The following is a 22,185-nucleotide window of genomic DNA, read 5'->3' as shown; positions in this document are numbered from 1 at the left end:
GCCGATCTTATTCGTGAATATCGGCCGCAAACACCTTCCGCTGTGCGGCCCGCAGGTGCTGAGTGAACGTTGCCCGCGAGATGTCGAGTGCGTCGGCGAGTTCGCCCGTATTGTTGTGTCGCGGCCGCTCGAAGTAGCCCGCCTCGATGGCGAGTTCGAGCACCTGTCGCTGTCTCGCAGTGAGGTCGTCGATCGCATCGGCTCTCGACCCGACGGGCCGGTCTGTGGCGGTCCAGAGCGTCGTCACTGAACCGTCGCCACACAGTTCCGAGAGACCGTCGACACACGCTCGGACGGTGGTTTCTGCCCCGACATCCGCCGAAATGCGTGCCTGTCCCCCCTCGACGACGGTCTGGGACACCGAGACACCGGCGTCGGCGAGGCGCACTTCGGGAGCCGGCGACTCGGCGACGAGTCCACACCGACGCTCGTCGTCGGTTCGGTACCGTTCGACCGAAACGATCGACTCGGTTGCGCTGGCGGCCGCCGCGAGGTCGGATTCGGTACCGCCGTCGACGGTCGTTACGTAGAGTACCTCTCGGTCGTTTCGTGGGATGACGGTCGTCGCGCGGAGCGTCGTTTCGTCGGGGAGTGTTTCCGCAACCGCGACCAGCGGGTGGCAGTGGCCGTCGAGCGTGAATTCGACGGTCGCGGTGGCGGACGACAGGAGCGTTCGCTTCCACGTTGTCGTCTGGAACGCGTAGCCGATCGTCCCGGCGTACTCGGTGAGCGAGGCTCGCTCACGGTCGTCGATCCGAGGAGCGTGGCCGTAGACGGTGAGGACGCCAAAATAGATGTCGTTGTGGACGATCGGGATCGCCGCCACGGATCGAAAGCCGCGACCGACGGCGATCGCCTCCCATTCGTCCGTCTCGGTACTCCCTTCGGTGCCGGCGAGCGAGCGGACGACTGGCTCGGACGTCTCGAGGGCGAGAAAGGCGGGTTCGGTCCCGTCGGCCGGCCGCGTTCCGGGGGTGATTGTTGCTTCGAGATAGTCGGTCTCGCCGGCGGTCGCCAGCGGAACGGTCCCGCCGTCGTCGTCGAGAACGGCGATCCACGCACAGGCGTAGCCGTCGTCGACCAGGTGCTCACAGATGTTTCGGCCGAGTTCCGATCGCGTGGCCGAGTCGGTCACCATCTCGAGGAGCGCCTCCTTGCGCTGGCGCTCGCGGGCCAACGCTCGGCGGGTCCGGTCGGCCGCCACCACCGACTCGATCCGTCGGGCTAGCCGCGTTGGCTGCTGGCTGAGGTGCATCTTCCTGATGTAGTCGGTGACCCGCTCGCTGATGGCGTCGCTCGCCACGGCCTCGTCGCCCTCGCCGGTTACCAGAATAAACGGGAGTTCCGGATGGGTGGTGCGGACTCGGGCCAACAGGTCGAGACCAGTCCCGTCACCGAGTTGGTAGTCACAGACGATACAGTCCGGCGTCTCCCCGCGGAGGGTCTCCGTGGCCGCCTCGAAACTGGTCGCCGTCGACACGCGTAGCCGATCGGTGGCGCGTTCGAGCAGCCGGCGCTGTGTCCGGACCCACGTTTCCTCGTCGTCGATCAGGAGGACCGATATCGGCCGGTTCAACGGTGCTGATCCCGATTCGTCCGTAGCCGTCATGCTCACGCTTCGCCCACGTGCCGCCTGCGACCGAAGCAGACTGGACTCCTTCGATACTGATTCATTATACAGAAGTGATGTCGCACACCCTACTAAAATACACACCACCGTATGGTGGTGCGCCCGCACGATCGGCGTCGATCCCACTCAGGTCGCGGCTAGGTGGGTCTCGATCTCGAAGCGTGCGCCACCGTCTGCGCCGTCGGTGATCGACAGCGACCAGCCGTGGGCGTCGACGATCGTTCGGACGATCGCCAGCCCGTAGCCTGCCCCGTTGCCGGTCGAGACGCCGAAAGCCAGCAGATCCTCCCGCCTGTTGGCCGGAATCCCCCGCCCGTCGTCTTCGAGATAGAATCCCGACCCAGTCTGTAGCTGGCCGATCCGGACGATCGTCGCCCCGTTCGGACCGTCGACCGCGTGCTCGACGACGTTCTGAAAGAGATTCTCGAACGCCTGCTGGAGGCGGCTGGCATCCGCCTGTAGCGTGCAGGTCGATTCGGCGGTGAGTCGGAGTTCGACGGTGTCGACGACGTCCCATGCAGCCCGTGCAGTCGCTTCGAGGTCGCAGTCGGTCGGGGTTTCGACATCCGTGCTTTCGCGAGCGAGCGCCGGGAGGCCGTCGGCGAACGCTCGGAGCCGACGGTGGACGGTTTCGAGATCCGACAGCGATCGTTGGACCTCAGCGGGCGGCGCGTCGAGGTCCGCCTGAATGAGGTGTAACAGACTTTCGCCGGTCGCCAACGGCGTCGCCAGATCGTGCGAGACGACGCTTGCGAGCCGTTCGAGCTGTTCGTTTTTCGCTTCGAGGCTCTCCTGTTGTGCCTTCTGCAGCGTAATGTCGGTCAGCGAGAGGATACGGCCGCGCGGGCCGTCTCGGGTGGCCGGCTCGGTACCTCTGAGACGGCCGACGTACTGTCGAGGCGTGCCGTCGACCTCGATCGCACACTCCACGGCGTCTTCGAGCGCCGGATCGAGAGTACCGTCTTCGAGCAGCGTTTCGGGGAGGATCGCGGTGAGATCGCGGCCTTCGAGCGGGCCCGTGGCGTCGACCAACTGCCGTGCGGCACGGTTGACGTCCAGCACCCGGTTCGAGGCGGAGACGACGAATACCGGATCGTCGAGGGTGTGAAACACTCGTTCGTGGGCGATCGGAACGAAGCCGGTTAGCTCGGCGCGCTGGACGATCGCCGCGAGCGGAATCCCGACGATGACGAAGACGACGGGCGTGAGGTCTGCCGTCGGAATCGGACGGAAGCCGAGATGAAACAGCCCGTTGGCGAGCCACGGCGTGCTAAGACAGGCAAACAGGACCAGCGACTGGCGTCTGTACAGCCGATTGGTCGTGACGGTCTCGCCAACGATGAGGCCCGTCCCGACCAGGAGCAGACCGTAGGAGTAGCCGATATTGATCCGGTGACCGATCGCTGGCGGCGTTTCGAGCAAGGAGACGCCGCCGACGACCGTGACCGCGGTGTCGGCGTAGAACAGCGAGTGAAACGGCGCGGTCCAGACGAGCGCGAGGACGCCAGCGGGGACGACCGACAGCAGGGCGATCCGCCGTCGCGAGAGCCACGCCTCGCGATCGGTGTACTGGAGGGCGAAGACGACCCAGACGACGGGGGCAGTGACGACGGAGAGATACGACAGCTGGATGAAAAACAGGAGCCACGCCTCGGTTGTGGCGACGAGATAACCGACATACGTGGCCGCCCAAAAGCCGATGACGAGCAGAAACAGGCCGAACGTGAACGCGGGCTGTCGACGATCGTATTTGGCCAATAGCGAGACGGCGAGCAGCCCGCCGATGAGCGCCGACGCCGCATACGCGATCAGCCCAGAAACGTACATGGACTTGTGAGTGTCTTGGGAGCCGACCAGTACCACTCTATCGGTTCTGCATACAGAGGCAGTATTCGAGATTCCAACGGAGACCACTGCAGCACGCCACTCACAGCCATACCACTATTCGCTGGTATCTCACTTATGATAGTTCTATCAGTACCGACTGTCACGCAATGCGATCTACTTCAGCGGTGGAATTCGGGGGGCACCACCAGTTACAGCCGGTTTGGGACTCGTGGTGGGCTGTTCGTCGGCCGGACAGACTGTGGGCGTCGGACGGTCAGTTGTCCTGGACGACTGTGGTATCGATCCTGGAAGCGCAATGAGAGGCCGTCGGTTTGCCGTGGGTCTCGTGGTGGCTGTGGCGGTGCTGGCGCTCGCGGTGGGTGTCGCGGCCGCCGATCCGGTTCCGCTCGATCCCGAAGATCTCGCTGGTGAGGGAACCGTCGACGATCCCTACGAGATCAGCAACGCCTCCGAACTACAGGCGATGAGGGGTGATCTGAGCGCGAGCTATGTGCTTACGAAGGACATCGACGCCAGTGAGACGAAAGATTGGTATGGCGGTGCGGGCTTCGAGCCAGTTGGCGAGAATGGTCCAGACGACAGGTTCACGGGGACGTTCGACGGCGATAACCACACGATTTCGGACCTACACATCGACCGAGGAGAGGATTACGTCGGTCTGTTTGGATTCGCTTATCGTGGAAAGATCGAACAAGTTGGACTCGAAAACGCTGATGTCACTGGAAATGATCATGTTGGCGGGCTCGTCGGCTTCAACTCGGTCGAGATAATCGATTCCTCTGTCAACGGTACAGTCAAGGGCACAACCGATGTCGGTGGGCTCGTCGGCCAAAGCGGGGATGACATAATCGATTCCTCTTTCAACGGTACAGTCAAGGGCACAGACGGTGTCGGTGGGCTCGTCGGCGCACAGAATGGTGACATAACCAACTCGTACGCCACCGGTACAGTCGACGGCGGGACAGAGTACGTCGGTGGGCTCGTCGGCTTCGGTTATGGGGGAGATGTCATCGACTCGTACGCCACTGCCACAGTCAACGGCGGGGAGGCCGTCGGTGGACTCGTCGGCGTAGCGAGTGGTGACATAACCGACTCGTACGCCACCGGTACAGTCGACGGTGGGAATTCCGTCGGTGGACTCGTCGGCGGAACGAGTGGTGACATAACCGACTCGTACGCCACCGGTACAGTCGACGGCGGGCAGAACGTCGGTGGGCTCGCCGGCGGAACCTACGCTTCGAGTCATGTGACACAGTCATACGCTACGGGCGAAGTCAACGGCAGTGACTACATCGGCGGACTTGTCGGCAAGGTCACCGACGACAGCGTAGTGAACGAGTCGTACGCCACCGGCGAAGTCACTGGCACAAACAATGTCGGCGGGCTCGTTGGAGTTTTTGATGGCGGCGAGGTCAACAACGCCTACTGGGACACCGAGTCGACAAACCAGTTAGCGTCCGATGGCGGTGAGGGGCTCACCACCGCTCAGATGACCGGCGCGAACGCCTCGGCCGACGGCAACATGGACGGCTTCGATTTCGAGGGGTCGTGGTATCTTACCGCGGAGTATCCATCGCTTAGCCCTCCCTTCGAGGGCAAGGGTACGGAGGCCGATCCGTACGAACTCGACGATGTGTTCGATCTTCAGGAGATACGAAAGGACCTCTCGGCGAACTACAGACTCACGAACGACATAGACGCCAGTGAGACGAAAAACTGGAACAGCGGAGCGGGATTCGAGCCGATTGGGCCTGACACCAGCGAAGGATTCACCGGCCACTTCGACGGCGACGGCCATACGATTTTAGAGCTATCTATTAACCGTGGCAGCGAGACTAGTGTCGGCCTCTTTGGAGCCGTCAACGATGGGACGATCGAGAGGGTCAATCTCGAAAACGTCAGCGTCGTCGGCTCTGAGTGGGTCGGTGGGCTCGTCGGCTACAACTTGGACGGCGAGGTGCACGAGTCGTCTGCGACCGGTACTGTCGATGGCGCCGAACACATCGGCGGGCTCGTTGGCACAAACAACAATGGAAAGGTGAGCGCGTCGTCTGCAGCTGCTACTGTCGATGGCTCCAAATACATCGGCGGGCTCGTCGGCGAGCATAGGTCCGGAATAATAAATGAGTCGTCTGCGACCGGCAGTGTCGTCGGCTCTGAAGATGTCGGTGGGCTTGTCGGTTCCCATAGCGGATCGGTGAGTACGTCGTCTGCAACCGGCAGTGTCGACGGTGGTAATCGTGTCGGCGGGCTTGTCGGCGCAAGCGTCGGCGAGGTGACTGAGTCGTACGCCACCGGAACTGTCGACGGTGGTAATCGTGTCGGCGGGCTTATCGGCGCAAGCGTCGGCGAAGTGACTGAGTCGTACGCCACAGGAACTGTCGATGGCTCTGATCAGTATGTCGGCGGACTCGTCGGCGCAAACGCCGGCGAGGTGACCGAGTCGTACGCCACCGGAACTGTCGATGGCTCTGTTGATGTTGGCGGACTCGTCGGTGTGAACTCCAACGACGGAGGAAATTCTCTCGGGGTGGTGAATGAATCGTACGCCACCGGCAGTGTCGAGGGCTCGGAAAACGTCGGCGGTTTTATCGGCAACAACGATGGCACACTTTCGAATAGCTCTGCCAGCGGAACCGTCAACGGCTCCGCAAACGTCGGCGGATTTGTCGGTTACAACGTAGACGAGATCAGGACCTCGTTCGCCACCGGCCACGTCAACTCCACCGGGACGGATACCGGCGGTCTCGTTGGCAATAGTAGCGGGACCGTCTTTGACGCCTACTGGGACGTGAATACAACCGGACAGACCGACTCCGCCGGCGGTGCGACGGGACTCACCACCGCCCAGATGACCGGCGCGAACGCCTCGGCTGACGGCAACATGGACGGCCTCGACTTCGAGAGCACGTGGTACCTCACCGCGGAGTATCCGTCGCTCACTTCTCCCTTTGCGGGCGACGGAACCGAGGCCGAACCGTACGAACTCGAAACTGTGCTTGACCTCCAGGGGATGCGCAATGACCTCTCGGCGAGCTACAGACTCACGAACGACATCGACGCCAATGAGACGAAAAACTGGAACAACGGAGCGGGATTCGATCCAGTCGGGTATACTGATTTTGGGTCCGATAACGAGTTCACAGGGACGTTCGACGGCGACGACCACAGAATTTCGGACCTGTACATCGATCGAGATGAGGACTACGTCGGACTGTTTGGGTCTACTAATGATGCAGAGATACAGCGAGTTGGGCTCGAAAACGTCGAGATATCCGCCGATGACTATGTCGGTGGACTCGCCGGCAGTAACAACGACGGCGACGTGACCGAAACGTATGTTAATGGTACGATCAACGGCAGAAACGCTATCGGTGGGCTTATCGGCAGGAATCTTGGGGCCAACGTAACCGATTCGTACGCCACCGGTACCGTCGACGGCGAAGACGATGTCGGCGGGCTCGTGGGTAGGTTCAGTATCGACGCAAATATAATTGCTTCACACGCGACAGTTGCTGTCAACGGTGAACGTAGAGTCGGTGGACTCGTCGGTTACTTCTCCGGCTCGAGCACCGTCATCGACTCGCACGCTACGGGCGACGTCAACGGCACAGAAAATGTCGGCGGACTCGTTGGAAACAACGACGGTAGCGATGTCACCGAGTCACACGCCACCGGTGGGGTCAACGGCACAAACTATATCGGCGGGCTTGTCGGCGACAACGAATATGGGGGCAAGGTGGCTGACTCATACGCCACTGGAACGGTCGATGGTACAGACTATGTCGGCGGACTCGTTGGGAACAACGACGGTAGCGATGTGACCACGTCGTACGCCACTGGTGAGGTCGACGGCACAAATACTGTCGGCGGACTTGTCGGCGACAACTCGGGTACTGTCGAAGACGCCTACTGGGACATCAATACGACTACTCAGTCGACCTCGGCTGGCGGCAACGTCACCGGGCTGACCACCGACGAAATGACCGGCCTGAACGCCACCGAGAACATGGAGGGCTTGGACTTCACGTCGACGTGGACCGAACTCGACGGCTACCCGATCCACCAGTACGCCGTGAGTGATCTCTCGGTGACTCTCGCGGACGACGAACTCGACGTGGGTGAGACCACCGAGGCAACGGTGGCAGTGACCGCCTACGGTCAGCGCGGCTACTGGGCGAACACCACCGCCGACTACGACAGCAGCGACACCCGCGTGGCGACCGTCGACCGCGGAACCGTCACCGCCGAGCGCGGCGGGTCGACCGTGATCGAAGCCGCCCGAGCCGGAGTCGATGACGAGGTCTCACTCTCGGTTCGGCGTGTCTCTACTGGGGGCAGCAGTGGCGGCGGAGGCAGCGGGGGTGGAAGCGGCGGGAGCAGTACGGCCCCTGCGGCTGACGACGACGATTCAGAGACAGGAGAGATCGAGACGAACGACGATGGGAGCGTCTCGACGACTACCTCCGCTTTGGCCAACGAACCAGTCCGCATCGAGCTCGGTGATTCCGTCCGCGATGACGAAAGCGGCACGCGCTTCAGTCGCGTCGACCTCACCTTCGGCGAAGACACCGAGGTCATCTTCACCGCGCGGTCGACGAACCGCGCCGATCTCCCCGACGGAACGCCCGCACTCGGTGGCGATGGTGGTAGTGACGCCAGCGACTCGGATCGGGCGATCTCCTACGTCGAGTTCACCGTCTCTTCCGATGGCGTCGACGCCAGCGATCGGATCGACTCGGCGATCGTCGAGTTCGACGTGAGTACTGACACGCTCGACGATCGAACTCTCGCTGCCGAGGACATCGCGCTCAATCGCTACGACGAGGATGCGGGCGAGTGGACCGAACTCGACACCACGATCGTCTCGGAGGGTGCCAAAGAGGTCACCTACGAGTCGACGACGCCGGGCTTCTCGACGTTCGCGATCGGCGAGCGTGCTGCCAGCGGAATGCCGGAGACGGACGACGACTCAACAGAGACAGACGACAACCCAACGGAGACGGACGACGACCCAACGGAGACGGACGACGACCCAACGGAGACGGACGACGATATCCCCGGCTTCGGACTGCTCGTGGGGGCAATCACCCTGTTCGGCGTGGTGCTCCTGATCGATCGACGTCGATCGGGTCAGTAACCCGAGTTGCGCGGTAAATCAGCGGGCGGTGCAGCGTCGAGACACTGTTCGCTGGCCTCTTCGAGCCGGACCCACTCCGTGTTGGGTCGTTCGGTTCGCGACGTGGGTGGTTGGCAGTGGGTGTTTCAGCGCATAATTCATGGCTACACCACCACTCGCTGGTATTCCACTTATGCCGGTCGTATCAGTACCCATGAACGAGCAATGGGACCGATTCTACTGGGGGGACTTGTCGATCGTCATCTGTTACAACCCACGTGGGACCTGTGGCAGACTGGATTTCGACTGGGGGACCCGTGGCCGTCGATCGATCGATCGAGCACGCCGAACCGACGCGGTACCGATCCCGGAGGGGCGATGAGGGGTCTCTGGCCGGCGGCGTTACTCGTTGTGATTGCGGCGGGTGTCTTTGGTGGGGGTTTCGTCGGGATGGCGGCGGCTCAGGAGCAGATCTCCGACTGGAATGACCTCCAAGGCATGGAAGACGATCTCGATGGGGATTATGTCCTCGCGAACGACCTCGACGAGGATTCACCGGGCTACGAAACCGTCGTCGAGGACGGCGGATTCGAGCCGATCGGGGACAAATTAAATCGGTTCAATGGACGCTTCAACGGCGGAGGAAACACGATTTCGGGGCTCAAAATCACGGCAACCTCGGAAAACCATACCGGACTCATCAGTGATACGAGCGGGAATGCAGTCATCGAGAATGTGGTCCTCGAAGACGTAAACGTCACCGGGGAGGCCAGTTCCATTTATTCGACCGGTGGCCTCGTCGGGTACAACCGTGGAACGGTACGGAAGGTCGACGTTAGTGGATCGATCGAAGGGAACCAGCACACGGGTGGGGTAGTCGGAGAGAACGCCGGAACCGTCAAGGAGTCGTACACATCGGCCACCGTGACAAGTACAGCTACGAGTGGTTATGTCGCCGGCGGACTGGTCGGACAAAACACCGGAACCGTCGAAGATTCGTACGCCGCCGGCGACGTTTCGGGAGGAACTAACGCCGGTGGGCTGATTGGCAAGAACACGAACGGTGGCACCGACAGTAACTCCTACTGGGACACATCGAGCGCGTCGGGTACGTCCGGCGGAACCGGGCTCTCGACAGAGGAGATGACCGGCGCGAACGCGCCCGAAAACATGGGTGGCTTCGCGTTCACTGACACATGGCACGCTACCGACTCCTACCCCGTTTTCGCGTGGGAAAACACGGAACCGTACTTCGGCGTGACCATCGAGAACACGAACTCCCCCGTCGAGATCGGTGACACGCTCACCGCCACGGCGTCGGTCACCAACTGGGGAGCGGACGGTTCGGGGACGGTAACGCTTACCGACACAGATTTTGAAGGCCAACAGCGTGACTCTGCCTCCATTTCCCCCGCTTCCGGAGCCTCAGAGGACGTCAATCTCTTTTGGACAACCGGTTCCCAAAACAACGGTAAGGGAGACATCACGGTGTCATCGGGCGACGACGAGGCCACCGAAACCGTCCGCGTCATCGATCCCGTCCTGAGCCTCGATTTCGACGAGACAATGCCGGTCGATCCCGTCGACGGGGGGTCGGCCAACGAGATCACCGTGACGGCAACGTACGAAGACGCCGGGACCGGAGACCCAATCGAGGGCGAACCGGTCTCGTTCTCGGCCGGGACGGCTTCGGGATCGCTTGAGAACCCCGACGGGTCGACCAATGGGGACGGCGAGGCGACCGCTACCTACGTCGTCGGCGACGGCGACTGGTATCAACCCGTGGAACTGTCGGTGGTACTCGACGACGACAACTCCGTCTCTAGAGCGGTCGCCTTCGATGTCGGCGAGCCCGGATTCGCGATCAGCGTGGTGGCCGACCAAAGCGAGATACAACCGTCCGGCGAGGCCACCGTGACCGCGACGGTCACCTACGAAGAACCGTTCGCCGACGGAAACGAGCAGGAAGGCGAAACCGTCGACTTCTCGGCCGGAACCGCCGAGGGCAGTCTCGGACTGACCGACGACACGAACGCCGACGGTAATGCGACGACGACCTACACCCCCAGCGAGGGGGATTTCGGCGACACAGTGACGATTACGGGCGATGTCGGCGGTGTCACCGACACGGCGACGGTCGACGTGTTGGACACAGTCGAGATCGAGGCGATAAATACGACGGCGACTGCTGGCGAATCCGGAGAACTCGAAATCAGGGCGACCGACGGCGACGACGTTCCCTTGGAGGACGTCTCGATCGAAGTGATTGATAACGACGACGGTCTCTCCGAGATTTCGACCGGACAAATAAACGAGACGAACGCCTCAGGCGTCACGACGTTCTCGTTCAACGAGGAACAATCCGGGGAAGCCACGCTCAGATTCGCGTGGGTGGGTAACACCGACGCCGACGACACCGCAACTGTTCGGATCAACCCTGCTGAGGCCGACACACTGACATTTACCGAACACCCCGCCGATTCGACCGCTGGTGAGTCGATCACCAGCGAGGGCGGTGACCCGATCACCGTCGACATCCGCGACGAGTACGACAATGTGGTCGACGATGTGAGCGACGAGGTGGTCCTCACTGTCGAAACGGGCGACGGGACGCTCACTGGCGAAACAGCCGTCGACGCCGTCGATGGAGTCGCAACGTTCTCAGACACATCCATTGAAACGGCCGACGACTACACGCTGAACGCCTTTAGCACGGGACTGACTGAAACGACTAGTTCGACGTTCTCGGTTTCGGCAGCAAACGCCAACACCGTCGACGTCGACTCCGAACCGGGGTCCTCACAGACCGCTGGCGAACCGATCACTGGCCCGCCAGCAGCCGCGGTCACTGACGAGTTCGGTAATCCCGTCGCGGATGTCGATGTTACTGTCGAAGCCGTCGATGGGGTGGGCGACATCACCGTCGGAGCGACGACGAATCAGACGAACACGAGTGGCGTCGCGGTCTTCGACGACCTCGAAATCGAGAGTCCGGACACGTACCGACTTCAGTTCGGAATTAACGGCAGTGATTCGGGCGTCGACACCAGCAACACGACGACGACCGACGAGTTCGACGTCGACCCCGCCGCCGTCGACAGCCTCAACGCGACGAACGTGACCGAAACCGCCGGGATGACGGGACGGATCGCGGTCAACGCCTCCGACGCGTTCGACAATCGAATTCCAGACGAGGAGATCACCGTCACCGACACCGGCGACCTCGGCGGCCTCATCCCCGGCGAGACGAACCCGACGAACGAAACCGGCATCGCTGGATTCGAGTTCGTCGAAAACAGTAGCGGTACCTACACCGTCGACTTCGCGACCGTCGACGACCCGACGGTTCACGCCACCGCGATCGTCACCATCGAGCAGGCCGCCGTCGACTCCCTTTCGGTCTCGCTCGACGCTGACTCCCTGACGAGAGGTGAGTCAACAACCCTCACTGCCCACGCGACCTACGTCAACGGAACGACGCTCGACGTCACCGGAACGGCCACCCTCACCTCGAACGACTCGTCGGTTGCGACCGTCGACGCGGACGGAACGGTGCGTGCCGAAAGTGCGGGAAGCACGGACCTCGAAGCCGAACTGGCGGGCGCGACCGACACGACAGTGGTGTCGGTCTCGAACCCACCCAGGCGATCGGATCGTCGTACGTCATCGCGGGACGACGACGATGGCGACGATGTCGACGTCGAGATCACCGACGGGAGCGTGGTGGCTGCGATCTCGGCATCGGCCGACGAACCCGCCACCATCGACTTCGGCGACTCCGTTCGCGACGAGGAACGCGGCACGCGCTACGGTCGCGTCGATCTCACGTTCGGTGACGACACCGACGTGACCTTCGAGGCCCGATCGACGAGCCGCGATGATCTTCCCGAAGGCACGCCACCGCTCGGTGACGACGTGGCGGACGGGAGCACCGACGGCGAGTCGGATCGGGCGATCTCCTACGTCGAGTTCACCGTCTCTTCCGATGGCGTCGACGCCAGCGATCGGGTCGACTCGGCGATCGTCGAGTTCGACGTGAGTGCTGACACGCTCGACGATCGAAACCTCGCTGCCGAGGACATCGCGCTCAATCGCTACGACGAGGATGCGGGCGAATGGATCGAACTCGACACTGTGATCGTTTCGGAGGGTGCCGAAGAGGTCATCTACGAGTCGACGACGCCGGGCTTCTCGACGTTCGCGATCGGCGAGCGAGCCACAGAACCGGGTTCGATCGACGAGTCCACCGGGTCGGCTGATGAGTCCGAAGAGTCGACCGACGAGTCTGACGACTCCGGCGAGTCGACGGAAACGGACGACGACATTCCCGGCTTCGGACTGCCCACGACCGTAGTCGCTCTGTTCGCGCTGGTGCTCCTGGTTCGTCGCCGCGAGTGACGAATACGAACGGACGGCTCGATCGATTGCGATCGCGTTCGTACCGAAAATGGGTCAGTTCTGCCCGCGCCGCCGAAACTGTGGAGGTCGCGCCGACCGAATTTTGTATCGCGGAATATGATTTATTCTCTCCGCCTGTAGACGATCGAGATTCTCGCTCGATCCACACAGTCAGGCGATACGCGGCTCCTGCGACCTTTATGCAGCCACGCGACGTTCGGATCACACATGCCGACTGAACAGCACCAACCCCAACTTGGATTCGGAACGGAGGTTTACACCGAAAACGGCGATCGGATCGGCCGGATTCGCGGCTTCGACGAGGAGGGGTTTTACGTCACGCTTCGAGAGGGCCTCGAAGGGATGAGCGTCGAGCACGTTCGATCGGGCCACGAGTTCGGCGAGGCGGAACTGATGTGGCGCTGTCTCGAATGCGGCGAAATGGGGACGCTCGATCGCGGCTTACCGGATCGCTGTCCGTCCTGTGACGCCGATCGAGAGGACCTCTACTACTGGACCGAAGACTGAGACGAATCGGTGTCCCGCGCCACCGGCGATCGCCGCCCGCCTCTTGGCAACCGATGGCGTCGGAGCCAAACCGCCTTTGACCGGGCGGACCGACGGGGATAGTATGGACATCGTCGTCTTCGGTGCGGGCAGCCTCGGGAGCCTCGTCGGCGGGGTCCTCGCCCGTGAACACGCGGTGACGCTCGTCGCCCGACCGTCTCACGCGCGTGCCGTCCGCGACTCCGGACTTCGAATCGAGGGCCGGATCGAAGACCACGTCACCCCGTCAGCGACGACCGACGGACGAACGCTCGAGGCCGACCTCGGGATCGTCACCGTCAAATCCTTCGACACCGAGACGGTCGCTCAGACGATCGCGTCGGGCTCGTTCGACGCCGTCCTCTCGCTCCAGAACGGGATGGGAAACGAAGTCGTCCTCGCAGACAGGGTTTCCTGTCCGGTGCTCGCCGGAACCGCCTCTTACGGGGCGATTCTTCAGGAACCGGGCGTCGTCGAGTGTACGGGAATCGGTGAGATCGTCCTCGGACCGCGATCGGGCGGTCGGACGCTTGGAGCCGATCGGGTCGGGGAGGCGGTCGCCGCGGCGGGCTTCGAGACGACGGTCGCCGACGATATGCCCCTGCGGCTGTGGGAGAAACTGGCGGTGAATGCCGGTATTAACGCGATCACGGCGTTGACGCGAAGCGAAAATGGGGTGATCCTCGAGCCCGAGGCGAACGATCTCGCCCGCGCCGCGACACGAGAGACCGCGCGAGTCGCCCGTGCGAATGACGTTGGTCTCTCTAACCGCGAGGCGCTAGAAGCGATGACGGACGTCGCCGCGGCGACGGCGGCGAACACCTCCTCGATGGCTCAGGACGTTCGTCGCGATCGTCGGACCGAAATCGACGCGATCAACGGTTACGTCGTCGATCGAGCCGCTGAACGGCGTCTCGACGTACCGACGAACCGGACGCTCTCGACACTGGTACGGACCTGGGAACGCGATCACGGACTCCGGGACGTGCCCAACGATTCGGATTCAAAAAACGAGTGACCCATCTCTCGACGACTGCCGGCCAGAAGGGTCTAGAACGGGGCCTGTGGTCCTTCGTCGGCCTCGCCACCGTCGTCGTCGACGGTTTCGCCTGGGAACGACGGACTCATGCCACCGCCCATGTCGCCACCATCGTCCATGCCAGTGTGGGCGTTGACTTTCTCGATTTCGGGAATCTCTTTGACCATCCGGCTTTTGATCGCCTGAATCGTCATCGGCGAGATGCCACAGCCGCTGCAGGCACCGCCGAGTGCGATCGAGACTTCGCCGGTCTCGCGATCGAGGTCCTGAATCGCCGCGCTGCCGCCGTGCATCTGAATCTGTGGGAAGTTTCGTCGCAGGAAGTTCGCGACGCGGTCTTCGAGGTCGTCCCCGTCCTGGGTCTCAGTGCTCATATCCCACGCTTGGGTGTCCGAGCCCCTAAACCTTCCGTCATCCATGTTCGGTTTCCGACACCACGGGCGGTTGCGAACGACTCGTACGGACTGCTGTCAGTCATTTCCGGTGCGACCGCGACCCGTCTGCGGTTGCACCGGTAACTCGTTACAGGAGACCGTCTCAGGCGAACCCGAAGATACGCTCGAGTTCGTCCTCGATCTCACCGACGTGAATTTCGAGAATCTCCTCGAAGCGGTCCTCGTCAACGACGACGCCCGAGAGGCGGCCGTACGGATCGTCGGGCAGTTCGACGCGGAACTCGCCATCGTGTTCGTAGAACGGCTCACTCTCGTTCAACACCTGCTGGTCGATCGCGTGGACGAGTTCCGAGTCGTATCGGTCGTTCATCCGGTTGAACGCGTTCTTGTACGCCTGCTGGAGCTCCGGAAAGTAGTTCGCGTACTTGTCCTCGAACTTCTCGGGATCGAAGTCGGCCATACTGGATAGTAACGGGGGCGACGACAAAAATGGGATGATAACGGGCTTCGAGGGACTGTAACGGGGAAATCACCGGCTCGGGTGAACCGTAACCGGTCGGATAGTGTCCTCGCTCGGTGCGGTAGGGGTGTCCTACATACGGACGATGCGCACGCAAGCGGAACCGACACCCACATCCATCGTGGATATCTGGCACTATGACCCCCGATCAGCACCCCATCCCACGAGAGGCGCTTCCGCCGGGATGGGGTCCCGCGGAGGTCTGTGAGGACTGCCTCGCCTACCGTCACAGGTCGCTTCCGCTCGAACTGATCGCAGACCGTATCGATCCGGACCGTTCGCACCCGGGGCTCGGCCTGAGCTACTGCTGGGAACTTCGCCACCGGTACTCGTTCGTCGATCGATCGACCGCCGAGACGATCGGCTGTGTCTCGACGCGTCGGGCCGCAATCAACGGTCTCCTGAACTGTATGATGCGCATCCACGAGGCGATCGAGGAGCCGACCGACCCGATCGAGATACAGGATGTTCTCGATCGGGTCTCGCTCATGGATGTCGTTCCCGACGGTATCTCCTCGCAGTAGGAGAGACTCGCGCGCGTCGCTTTCTCGGACACTCCAGGCGGACGCCTATAGTAGCTCTTGAAAGTCAATGCACACCCGGTCGCAGGACAGCGTTTCGATCGGTGTGTACATCGTTTCGAGAGCTACGATACCAGTCATCTCGACCAGCCCCGTTCACGGGTCGACAGCTTCTGCCTGTCGTTTTCGTGTAGTGTTCGTTCACACTCCTTCCGTGCCGATCGAGTGCTCTCCGGGTCAATTGCGGATTACGATCGCTGTTTCCGACCGATCCCGTTGCCACCACCCGCCCTCGATAAATCGTATATTGCGATATTAAACACGCCTGCTTCCGGACCGATCGGGTACGGAGCGTCGCCCACCGCGGTCGAGCGGTTTCACCGATCGAGCGGTGTGTGCGATCGTCGACTCCTCTGGGCCCCGGAGTGTTTATGCTCGCGTCGACAGTACCGTCTCAGCACGGATCGCCAATGACAGCGCCGCGTTCGTTTACGATCGATTTTCACGTTCACTCGGAGCAGTCTTACGACGGCCACGAACCGATCGAACTCGTTCTCGAACACGCGGCCGACATCGGACTCGACGGCGTCGTGATCACCGACCACGACGAGATCGACGAGTCCCTTCGCGCAGCAGCCCTCGCACCAGAATACGGGCTGGTCGGTATCCCTGGCGTCGAGGTGTCGACCCGTCAGGGTCACCTCCTTGCGGTCGGCGTCGAGGAGCGCCCCGACCCGGGACGGCCGTTCGCGGCGACCGTCGAAACCGTCCGCGACCTCGGCGGCATCGCGATCGTCCCCCATCCCTTCCAGCGCAGCCGTCACGGCGTTCGCAAGCGCCACATCCGGGACGCCGACGCGATCGAGACCTACAACTCGATGCTCCTGACGGGGTACCGAAATCGCCGTGCGCGGACGTTCGCTCGCCGACGCAGCTACCCGGAAATCGGTGCGAGCGACGCCCACTACCTGCCCAACGTCGGGAGAGCGTACACCGAAATTCGCGTCGATCCGGACTTATCGACCCCGACGGCGACCATCGACGGCGACGCACTCGTCGAGGCGATTCTCGAGGGACGGACCCGAATCCGGGGCAAGCGGACGCCGATCCACAGGAGTACCGTCCAGTACGGCAAGGGAGCCGTTCGAAAGGCGACGTATCTCGCAACCTCGCGGACGCCGCTGATACCGACGATGCCGGCGGCGATGGATCGGTCCTGATCGCATCAGGTCCGTCCGCTACGCAGATCCGCAAATCCAACCGGCTTCCGAATCGAGGCGTCCGAGTGTTCAGGAACGCTGTGTGCCGACGAGTTCGTTTGCGCGATCGACGAACTCGTCCTCTCGTCCCCTGGGGACCGTCGCACCCGCGGCAACGTCGTGGCCGCCGCCGTCGCCGCCGACGGCCCGTGCGGCCTCGCCCACGACGACCGAGAGGTCGAGTCCCTGCCTGACGAGCGCGTGCGTACCACGTGCGGAGACTTTGACCTCGTCGTCGTTCTTGTCAGCGAAGGCGACGATCGGCTTCGATCGACTGATCCCTGCGTTCCCCAGTGCCATTCCCGCTACGATTCCGACGATCGTCTCGCGGATGCGATCGCCGGCGTGGAACCACTGGAGGTGTTCTTCCTCGGTAACGCCTTCCCGTGTTACGAGGTCGATCCCGTTCGAGAGATTCCGGCGGTGGGTCCGCAACAGTGTGCGTGCACGATCGAGGGCTTCGTCGCGATCGCCCAGACAGACGCCGAGACCGACGTCGGCTCGATCGTAGCGGGCAGTCGCGTTGAGCAGCGTCGAGAACTCGCTCGCATCTCGGAGTTCGGTGCCGACGGGTTCGTCTGCGAGGACGTAGGCGGTTCCGACCAGCCGATCGATTTTCGACGCGGGGACGCCCTTCGAGACGGCCCGTTTGACGAGCGCGCTGGCGACGATCTGTTTCTCCTCGTTCGTCAGTCCCGACCAGCGCCGCCACTCGCCGTCGCGTTTCAACTCGAGGTCGAGACCGTCGAGGAACCGAAGGGCACCCTGCTGGTCGTTCGAGATGCCGGGAATTCGAACGTCGGTCGCGTACTCGAGGAGTTTCGGCAGTGGGCGGGTCTGTTTCCCGTAAAGTGCGAGGTCCGTCCCGGTCTCAAGGACGCCCGCTTCGACGCCCTCCGCGACGATATTCGCGTTCGCGCCATGAAGTTCCCCGCTCGAGGCCTGCATGTCGCCAACGGCACCGACGACGGCCAGCGCGGCGAGATCGCGGTTGTCCGTGCGGGCAGCCGTTCCCGAGTCGATCGTGGCCGCTCCGCCGTCGGCGACGGCCTCCCCTGTCGCGTCGTCGGCCGCCGATCGCTCCGCGAGCGCCCGCGCGAGCACGTAACTCGTGCCGGCTCCCGACAGCTCCGAGGCTCCGTTGATCCCGAACAGTAACGGATTCAGGTGATACTGTGTTTCTACGCGCGCGGGCGCTCCATCGTCGTCACCGTCCCCCTCGATCGTCGCCGGCTGGTGGTGGTCCGCGATGACGGGGGTGAACGCGCCCTGGGCCTCGTGCTCGCTGATAATATCCAACTGACCGCTCCCGAAGTCCGTAAACAGAACGGTGTCGTAGTCGGTCGCCGCGATCGCGGCGATCGCCGCCTCGTCGAGTTGTTTCTCGAAGACGGTCTCGAAGGGAATCGCTGCCCGTTCGAGCGCCTGGGCGGCGATCGCAGCGCTCGTCAATCCGTCGGCGTCGATGTGGGAGGCGAGCAGGACGCGATCGGTCTCGGAGAGACACTCGGCACAGGCGGCAGCTCGATCAGCGAGTTCGGGTACCGGCCCGGTCATCGGTGCATCGATCGATGGTGGGTCGGCATCGAAAATAAACCCACGGTCCTCGTGCCTCGTCGTTCGATCGCGGGCACCTCACAGCCCGAGGAGTTGCGGGAGCGAATCGCGAAAGACCAACAGAAGGATGTTGTTCGCCGCGAGCGCGAGGTACAGGAGCACCACGCCGGTGAGAAACCGGCTGTCGATCGGGTCCGAGAGCACCTGACCGATCGCGACCACGATCGCGGCGTAACACGCCGCGGCGAGGACGACGCCCGGAAGTCCGAACACCTCATAGAAGAAGACGGTAACGGGGTTGAGTTCGCTCGCGTACGGTACGAGAAAGAACAGCGTGGCGGCGATTACGTCGATCCCCCAGAGAACGAAAAAGACGACGCGGAGACCGACCGGTTCGGGCGGATCGAGCCGCGGCTCGATGGATTGTGCTGTCGTCACGGTAGTGCCCAGTAGACGCCCGGCGTTGGTAGCGATTGAGCTTGCTGATTCCGGGGTTGTCACGGTCGCACACGGTGGTTCAGTTCCGACCGACTTCGAGCCGACATTCGAATCTGTCGGACACTGTCGACGGGAACACGAGCGCGCTCGTCAGGCTCGATCGCCGTCGACGGCGGCGATCGTTTCGCGGGCCAGCGCCTCGAACGTCGCCTCCGCTGGCACCACGTCGATGTCGACACCCCGTGACTCGGCGGTCCCTCTTGTCGGCTCGCCGATCGCGCCAACTGTCGCATCCCGGAGGCCCGCGAGTGCGTCCTGGCGAACGCCGCGCGCGTCGGCTGCTTCGAGGAAGTGTTCGACCGTCAGCGACGAGGTGAAGCAGGCGGCGTCGAGTCTTCCCTCGGCGGCGAGTTCGGTGGACTCGCCGCTGTCTTCGGGGCGGACCAGCCGGTAGAGAATCGTCTCGTGGATGTACGCGCCGGCCGCGTCGAGTCCGTCGAGTAGCACGTCGCTGCCGTGGTCGCTCCGGGCGACTTCGACCCGCGCGCCGTCGACCTCGCCGTCGAGGGTGTCGACGAGTCCGCTCGAGGTAAACTCCTCGGGGACGAGATCGACCGCGTAGCCCGCTTCCCGGAGCGCGTCGGCCGTCGCCGGCCCGATCGCACAGACGGTTTCGTCGCCGGGTTCCCAGCCCGCTTCGGAGACCAGTTCCGCACCGGTCTTGCTCGTGAAGATCACGTAGTCGGCGTCGGTCCGGGGGACGGTACCGGTCGGCTCGACGGCGAGCATGGGGTCGGGAACGGGGTCGGCTTCGAGGGAGTCGAGCAGCTCGACGGCAGCCGCGAGGCGATCGTCGTCGGGACGGAAGACGGCCACTGTCGGCCGCGGCGGTGCGTCGCTCATGGCTCGTTACCCGTCCTCGATCGCGTCGCCGTAATCGTTTTGCAGGAACTCGACGACGGCCTCGCGACTGCCGGCGACGCCGCCGATCACGGTCACCGCGGGCGGGGAGATACCGTCATCGTCGCGAACCTCGACGATCGTCTCGAGCGTTCCGGTCGCGACCTGCTGGCCCGGCCAGGTTCCCCGTTCGACGAGCGCGACGGGCGTCTCGGGAGCCATGCCGGCCTCGAGTAGCGCGTTCGTGTAGTCGGGGAGGCGACCGACGCCCATCAGAACGACGATCGTCCCGCCCGTCGCGGCCAGCGCCGCCCAGTCGACGGCCGACTCGTCTTTGGTCGGGTCCTCGTGGCCCGTGACGAACGAGACCGAGGAGGCGTGATCGCGGTGGGTGACCGGAACGCCCGCGACGGCGGGGGCGGCGATCGCTGAGGTCACGCCGGGGACGACCTCGAAGGGAACCCCGTGTGCGGCCAGATGCTCGGCTTCCTCGCCGCCGCGGCCGAAGACGAACGAGTCGCCGCCTTTCAGGCGAACGACGGCGTTCCCCTCGCGGGCGAGTTCGACCAGCCGATCGTTGATTGCCGACTGGGGCGTTCGCTCACCGCCAGCGCGCTTGCCGACGTCCTCGCGGCGGTCCTCGGGAAGCAGGTCGATGATCTTCGGTCCGGGGAGCTTGTCGTGGAGAATCACGTCGGCTTCCTCGAGGAGCCGTTTCGCTCTGACCGTCAGCAGCTCTGGATCGCCAGGGCCGCTGCCGACGAGGTAGACGGTTCCCGGCTGTGACGCGGCGTCTTCTCCGCTCGACTCCGCGGCCATCTACTTCCCCTCCGGCTGATCGTCCTGTGCCGGTTCGTCCTCGCTCTCGGCTTCTTCGCGGGCGGCCTCGATCAGTTCCCTGGCACCGCGATCGGCGAGGTCGCGTGCGAACTCGCTGGCGGCTTCGGCGTGAGAATCGACCGGCAAGTCTCGGCTCGCAGTCACCGTTTCCTCGCCGTTGCGATCGAACACCTGCACCGAAGCGTGGACGTACTCGCCCTGGACGACCGCGTAGATGCCGATCGGGGCGATACAGCCGCCGCCGAGTTCCGCGAGCAAGGTTCGCTCGACCGTCGTCTCGACTCGGCTTCGGGGGTGGTCGATCGCGGACTGGATCTCGCGAGCGGTATCGCCGTCCACCGCGGTCACGGCCAGTGCGCCCTGGCCGGGCGCAGGAACGCACGTCGTCGTCGGAAGCCGCCGGTAGTCGACGTGGTGGGCGAGACCGCTGCGCTCGAGGCCGGCTTCGGCCAGTACGATCGCGTCGTATGCGGTCTCGACCTCCCGGCCGAGCGCTTGCCGTTCGAGTTCCGAGAGATCGTCGAACCAGTCGTCGACGGTTCGATCGTACTCGGGTTCGAAGTCGTCGTTACCGGTCTGTCCTTTTCGCTCCTTATCCGCTTCCGTCCGGCTCTCGTGTTCGGCCTGCAACGCGGGCGCGAGCAGTTTCTCGAGGCGAGTGTCGACGTTCCCGCGGAGCGGTTCGATCTTCAGGTCGGGCCGTTCGGAGAGCAACTGCGCGCGCCGACGCAGACTGGAGGTGCCGACGATCGCGCCGCCCGGCAGTTCATCGAGCGTGGTCCCGTCGGGCGTGACGAGCGCGTCGCCGGGAAGCCCTCGCTCGGGCACTGCGGCCGTGACGAGATCCGCCGGCTGTTCGGTCGGCATATCCTTCATCGAGTGAATCGCCCCGTCGAGGTCGCCGTCGAGGACGCGATCGTCGAGTTCTCGGACGAACGCTCCCGTTTTCCCGAGTCTGTGAATCAATTCGTCCCTGATCTGGTCCCCCGTCGTCTCGACGGGTACGAGTTCGACCTCGTAGCGCCGGTCTTCGAGGGCCTCCGCGACGATCGAGGCTTGCCGACGGGCGAGCGTCGATCCCCGCGTCGCCAGTCGCAGCGTCCCGCGTGTTCTCATAGGCACTCATGATCGCCTCGGGTATGAAAAGCGCACGCTTGTGTCCCGGCCGGGTCCCG

General features: G+C 63.4%; 15 protein-coding genes. 6 read left to right on the top strand and 9 right to left on the bottom strand.

Translation table 11 applies throughout. The annotated features are described in order from the left end of the window. Window positions 1–7: 7 nt before the first annotated feature. Together AC6I6L_RS06965 and AC6I6L_RS06960 are read right to left on the bottom strand one after the other, a co-directional pair. A complete protein-coding gene (locus tag AC6I6L_RS06965; protein WP_497917104.1) occupies window positions 8–1,609 on the bottom strand; it encodes a helix-turn-helix domain-containing protein in 1,602 nt (533 codons plus the stop codon). Between the two features lie 147 nt (window positions 1,610–1,756). Next, window positions 1,757–3,457 (bottom strand): histidine kinase N-terminal 7TM domain-containing protein, encoded by a 1,701-nt coding sequence (locus tag AC6I6L_RS06960; RefSeq protein ID WP_497917013.1) that lies wholly within the window; start codon window positions 3,455–3,457, stop codon window positions 1,757–1,759. A gap of 316 nt (window positions 3,458–3,773) precedes the next feature. Here AC6I6L_RS06960 and AC6I6L_RS06955 point away from each other — a divergent pair, with 316 nt between their 5' ends. From AC6I6L_RS06955 to AC6I6L_RS06940, 4 genes are all read left to right on the top strand, one after another. After that, the gene (locus tag AC6I6L_RS06955) at window positions 3,774–8,618 is read left to right on the top strand and encodes a GLUG motif-containing protein (RefSeq protein ID WP_497917012.1); all 4,845 of its coding nucleotides are present in this window, start codon (window positions 3,774–3,776) and stop codon (window positions 8,616–8,618) included. 357 nt (window positions 8,619–8,975) lie between these two features. Further along, window positions 8,976–12,995 (top strand): PGF-pre-PGF domain-containing protein, encoded by a 4,020-nt coding sequence (locus tag AC6I6L_RS06950; protein ID WP_497917011.1) that lies wholly within the window; start codon window positions 8,976–8,978, stop codon window positions 12,993–12,995. Window positions 12,996–13,223: 228 nt separating this feature from the next. After that, window positions 13,224–13,523 carry a DUF7130 family rubredoxin-like protein gene (locus AC6I6L_RS06945; RefSeq protein WP_497917010.1) on the top strand — a complete coding sequence of 100 codons (300 nt, stop codon included), beginning with the start codon at window positions 13,224–13,226 and terminating at the stop codon, window positions 13,521–13,523. A gap of 103 nt (window positions 13,524–13,626) precedes the next feature. Beyond that, complete coding sequence (locus AC6I6L_RS06940; protein WP_497917009.1) at window positions 13,627–14,559, top strand: ketopantoate reductase family protein; 933 nt, start codon at window positions 13,627–13,629, stop codon at window positions 14,557–14,559. 32 nt (window positions 14,560–14,591) lie between these two features. On the opposite strand, the gene AC6I6L_RS06935 is transcribed toward AC6I6L_RS06940, so the two are convergent. Both AC6I6L_RS06935 and AC6I6L_RS06930 read right to left on the bottom strand, forming a co-directional pair. Further along, the gene (locus AC6I6L_RS06935) at window positions 14,592–14,954 is read right to left on the bottom strand and encodes a NifU family protein (RefSeq protein ID WP_497917008.1); all 363 of its coding nucleotides are present in this window, start codon (window positions 14,952–14,954) and stop codon (window positions 14,592–14,594) included. A 163-nt stretch (window positions 14,955–15,117) separates the two neighbouring features. Further along, window positions 15,118–15,435 carry a DUF5783 family protein gene (locus AC6I6L_RS06930; RefSeq protein WP_497917007.1) on the bottom strand — a complete coding sequence of 106 codons (318 nt, stop codon included), beginning with the start codon at window positions 15,433–15,435 and terminating at the stop codon, window positions 15,118–15,120. 197 nt (window positions 15,436–15,632) lie between these two features. On the opposite strand from AC6I6L_RS06930, the gene AC6I6L_RS06925 reads away from it, so the two are divergent. Continuing rightward, the gene (locus tag AC6I6L_RS06925) at window positions 15,633–16,019 is read left to right on the top strand and encodes a hypothetical protein (protein WP_497917006.1); all 387 of its coding nucleotides are present in this window, start codon (window positions 15,633–15,635) and stop codon (window positions 16,017–16,019) included. Window positions 16,020–16,486: 467 nt separating this feature from the next. Further along, window positions 16,487–17,236 carry a PHP-associated domain-containing protein gene (locus AC6I6L_RS06920; protein ID WP_497917005.1) on the top strand — a complete coding sequence of 250 codons (750 nt, stop codon included), beginning with the start codon at window positions 16,487–16,489 and terminating at the stop codon, window positions 17,234–17,236. Window positions 17,237–17,305: 69 nt separating this feature from the next. On the opposite strand, the gene recJ is transcribed toward AC6I6L_RS06920, so the two are convergent. From recJ to hemC, 5 genes are all read right to left on the bottom strand, one after another. Next, on the bottom strand, window positions 17,306–18,832 hold the full coding sequence (gene recJ, locus AC6I6L_RS06915) for a RecJ family nuclease (protein ID WP_497917004.1): 1,527 nt from the start codon (window positions 18,830–18,832) through the stop codon (window positions 17,306–17,308). 78 nt (window positions 18,833–18,910) lie between these two features. Continuing rightward, entirely contained in the window at window positions 18,911–19,270 is a 360-nt protein-coding gene (locus AC6I6L_RS06910; protein ID WP_497917003.1) for a hypothetical protein, read from the bottom strand. A 150-nt stretch (window positions 19,271–19,420) separates the two neighbouring features. Next, complete coding sequence (locus tag AC6I6L_RS06905) at window positions 19,421–20,173, bottom strand: uroporphyrinogen-III synthase (protein ID WP_497917002.1); 753 nt, start codon at window positions 20,171–20,173, stop codon at window positions 19,421–19,423. A gap of 6 nt (window positions 20,174–20,179) precedes the next feature. Next, a complete protein-coding gene (gene cobA, locus AC6I6L_RS06900) occupies window positions 20,180–20,989 on the bottom strand; it encodes a uroporphyrinogen-III C-methyltransferase (RefSeq protein WP_497917001.1) in 810 nt (269 codons plus the stop codon). Further along, window positions 20,990–22,126 (bottom strand): hydroxymethylbilane synthase, encoded by a 1,137-nt coding sequence (gene hemC / locus AC6I6L_RS06895; RefSeq protein ID WP_497917000.1) that lies wholly within the window; start codon window positions 22,124–22,126, stop codon window positions 20,990–20,992. Window positions 22,127–22,185 lie beyond the last annotated feature (59 nt).

Source organism: Halosolutus sp. DAT137 (assembly GCF_059736405.1).
Note: the sequence above shows the minus strand (reverse complement) of the source record. Positions and strands in the feature narration are given on the sequence as shown.

Excerpts from the sequence above, each read along its gene's own strand:
- AC6I6L_RS06935 (WP_497917008.1), bottom strand. The coding sequence starts at position 14,954 with ATGAGCACTGAGACCCAGGACGGGGACGACCTCGAAGACCGCGTCGCG.
- AC6I6L_RS06940 (WP_497917009.1), top strand. The coding sequence starts at position 13,627 with ATGGACATCGTCGTCTTCGGTGCGGGCAGCCTCGGGAGCCTCGTCGGC.
- recJ (WP_497917004.1), bottom strand. The coding sequence starts at position 18,832 with ATGACCGGGCCGGTACCCGAACTCGCTGATCGAGCTGCCGCCTGTGCC.
- AC6I6L_RS06955 (WP_497917012.1), top strand. The coding sequence starts at position 3,774 with ATGAGAGGCCGTCGGTTTGCCGTGGGTCTCGTGGTGGCTGTGGCGGTG.
- AC6I6L_RS06945 (WP_497917010.1), top strand. The coding sequence starts at position 13,224 with ATGCCGACTGAACAGCACCAACCCCAACTTGGATTCGGAACGGAGGTT.
- AC6I6L_RS06950 (WP_497917011.1), top strand. The coding sequence starts at position 8,976 with ATGAGGGGTCTCTGGCCGGCGGCGTTACTCGTTGTGATTGCGGCGGGT.
- AC6I6L_RS06965 (WP_497917104.1), bottom strand. The coding sequence starts at position 1,609 with ATGACGGCTACGGACGAATCGGGATCAGCACCGTTGAACCGGCCGATA.
- AC6I6L_RS06960 (WP_497917013.1), bottom strand. The coding sequence starts at position 3,457 with ATGTACGTTTCTGGGCTGATCGCGTATGCGGCGTCGGCGCTCATCGGC.
- AC6I6L_RS06930 (WP_497917007.1), bottom strand. The coding sequence starts at position 15,435 with ATGGCCGACTTCGATCCCGAGAAGTTCGAGGACAAGTACGCGAACTAC.
- AC6I6L_RS06905 (WP_497917002.1), bottom strand. The coding sequence starts at position 20,173 with ATGAGCGACGCACCGCCGCGGCCGACAGTGGCCGTCTTCCGTCCCGAC.
- AC6I6L_RS06920 (WP_497917005.1), top strand. The coding sequence starts at position 16,487 with ATGACAGCGCCGCGTTCGTTTACGATCGATTTTCACGTTCACTCGGAG.
- hemC (WP_497917000.1), bottom strand. The coding sequence starts at position 22,126 with ATGAGAACACGCGGGACGCTGCGACTGGCGACGCGGGGATCGACGCTC.
- cobA (WP_497917001.1), bottom strand. The coding sequence starts at position 20,989 with ATGGCCGCGGAGTCGAGCGGAGAAGACGCCGCGTCACAGCCGGGAACC.
- AC6I6L_RS06925 (WP_497917006.1), top strand. The coding sequence starts at position 15,633 with ATGACCCCCGATCAGCACCCCATCCCACGAGAGGCGCTTCCGCCGGGA.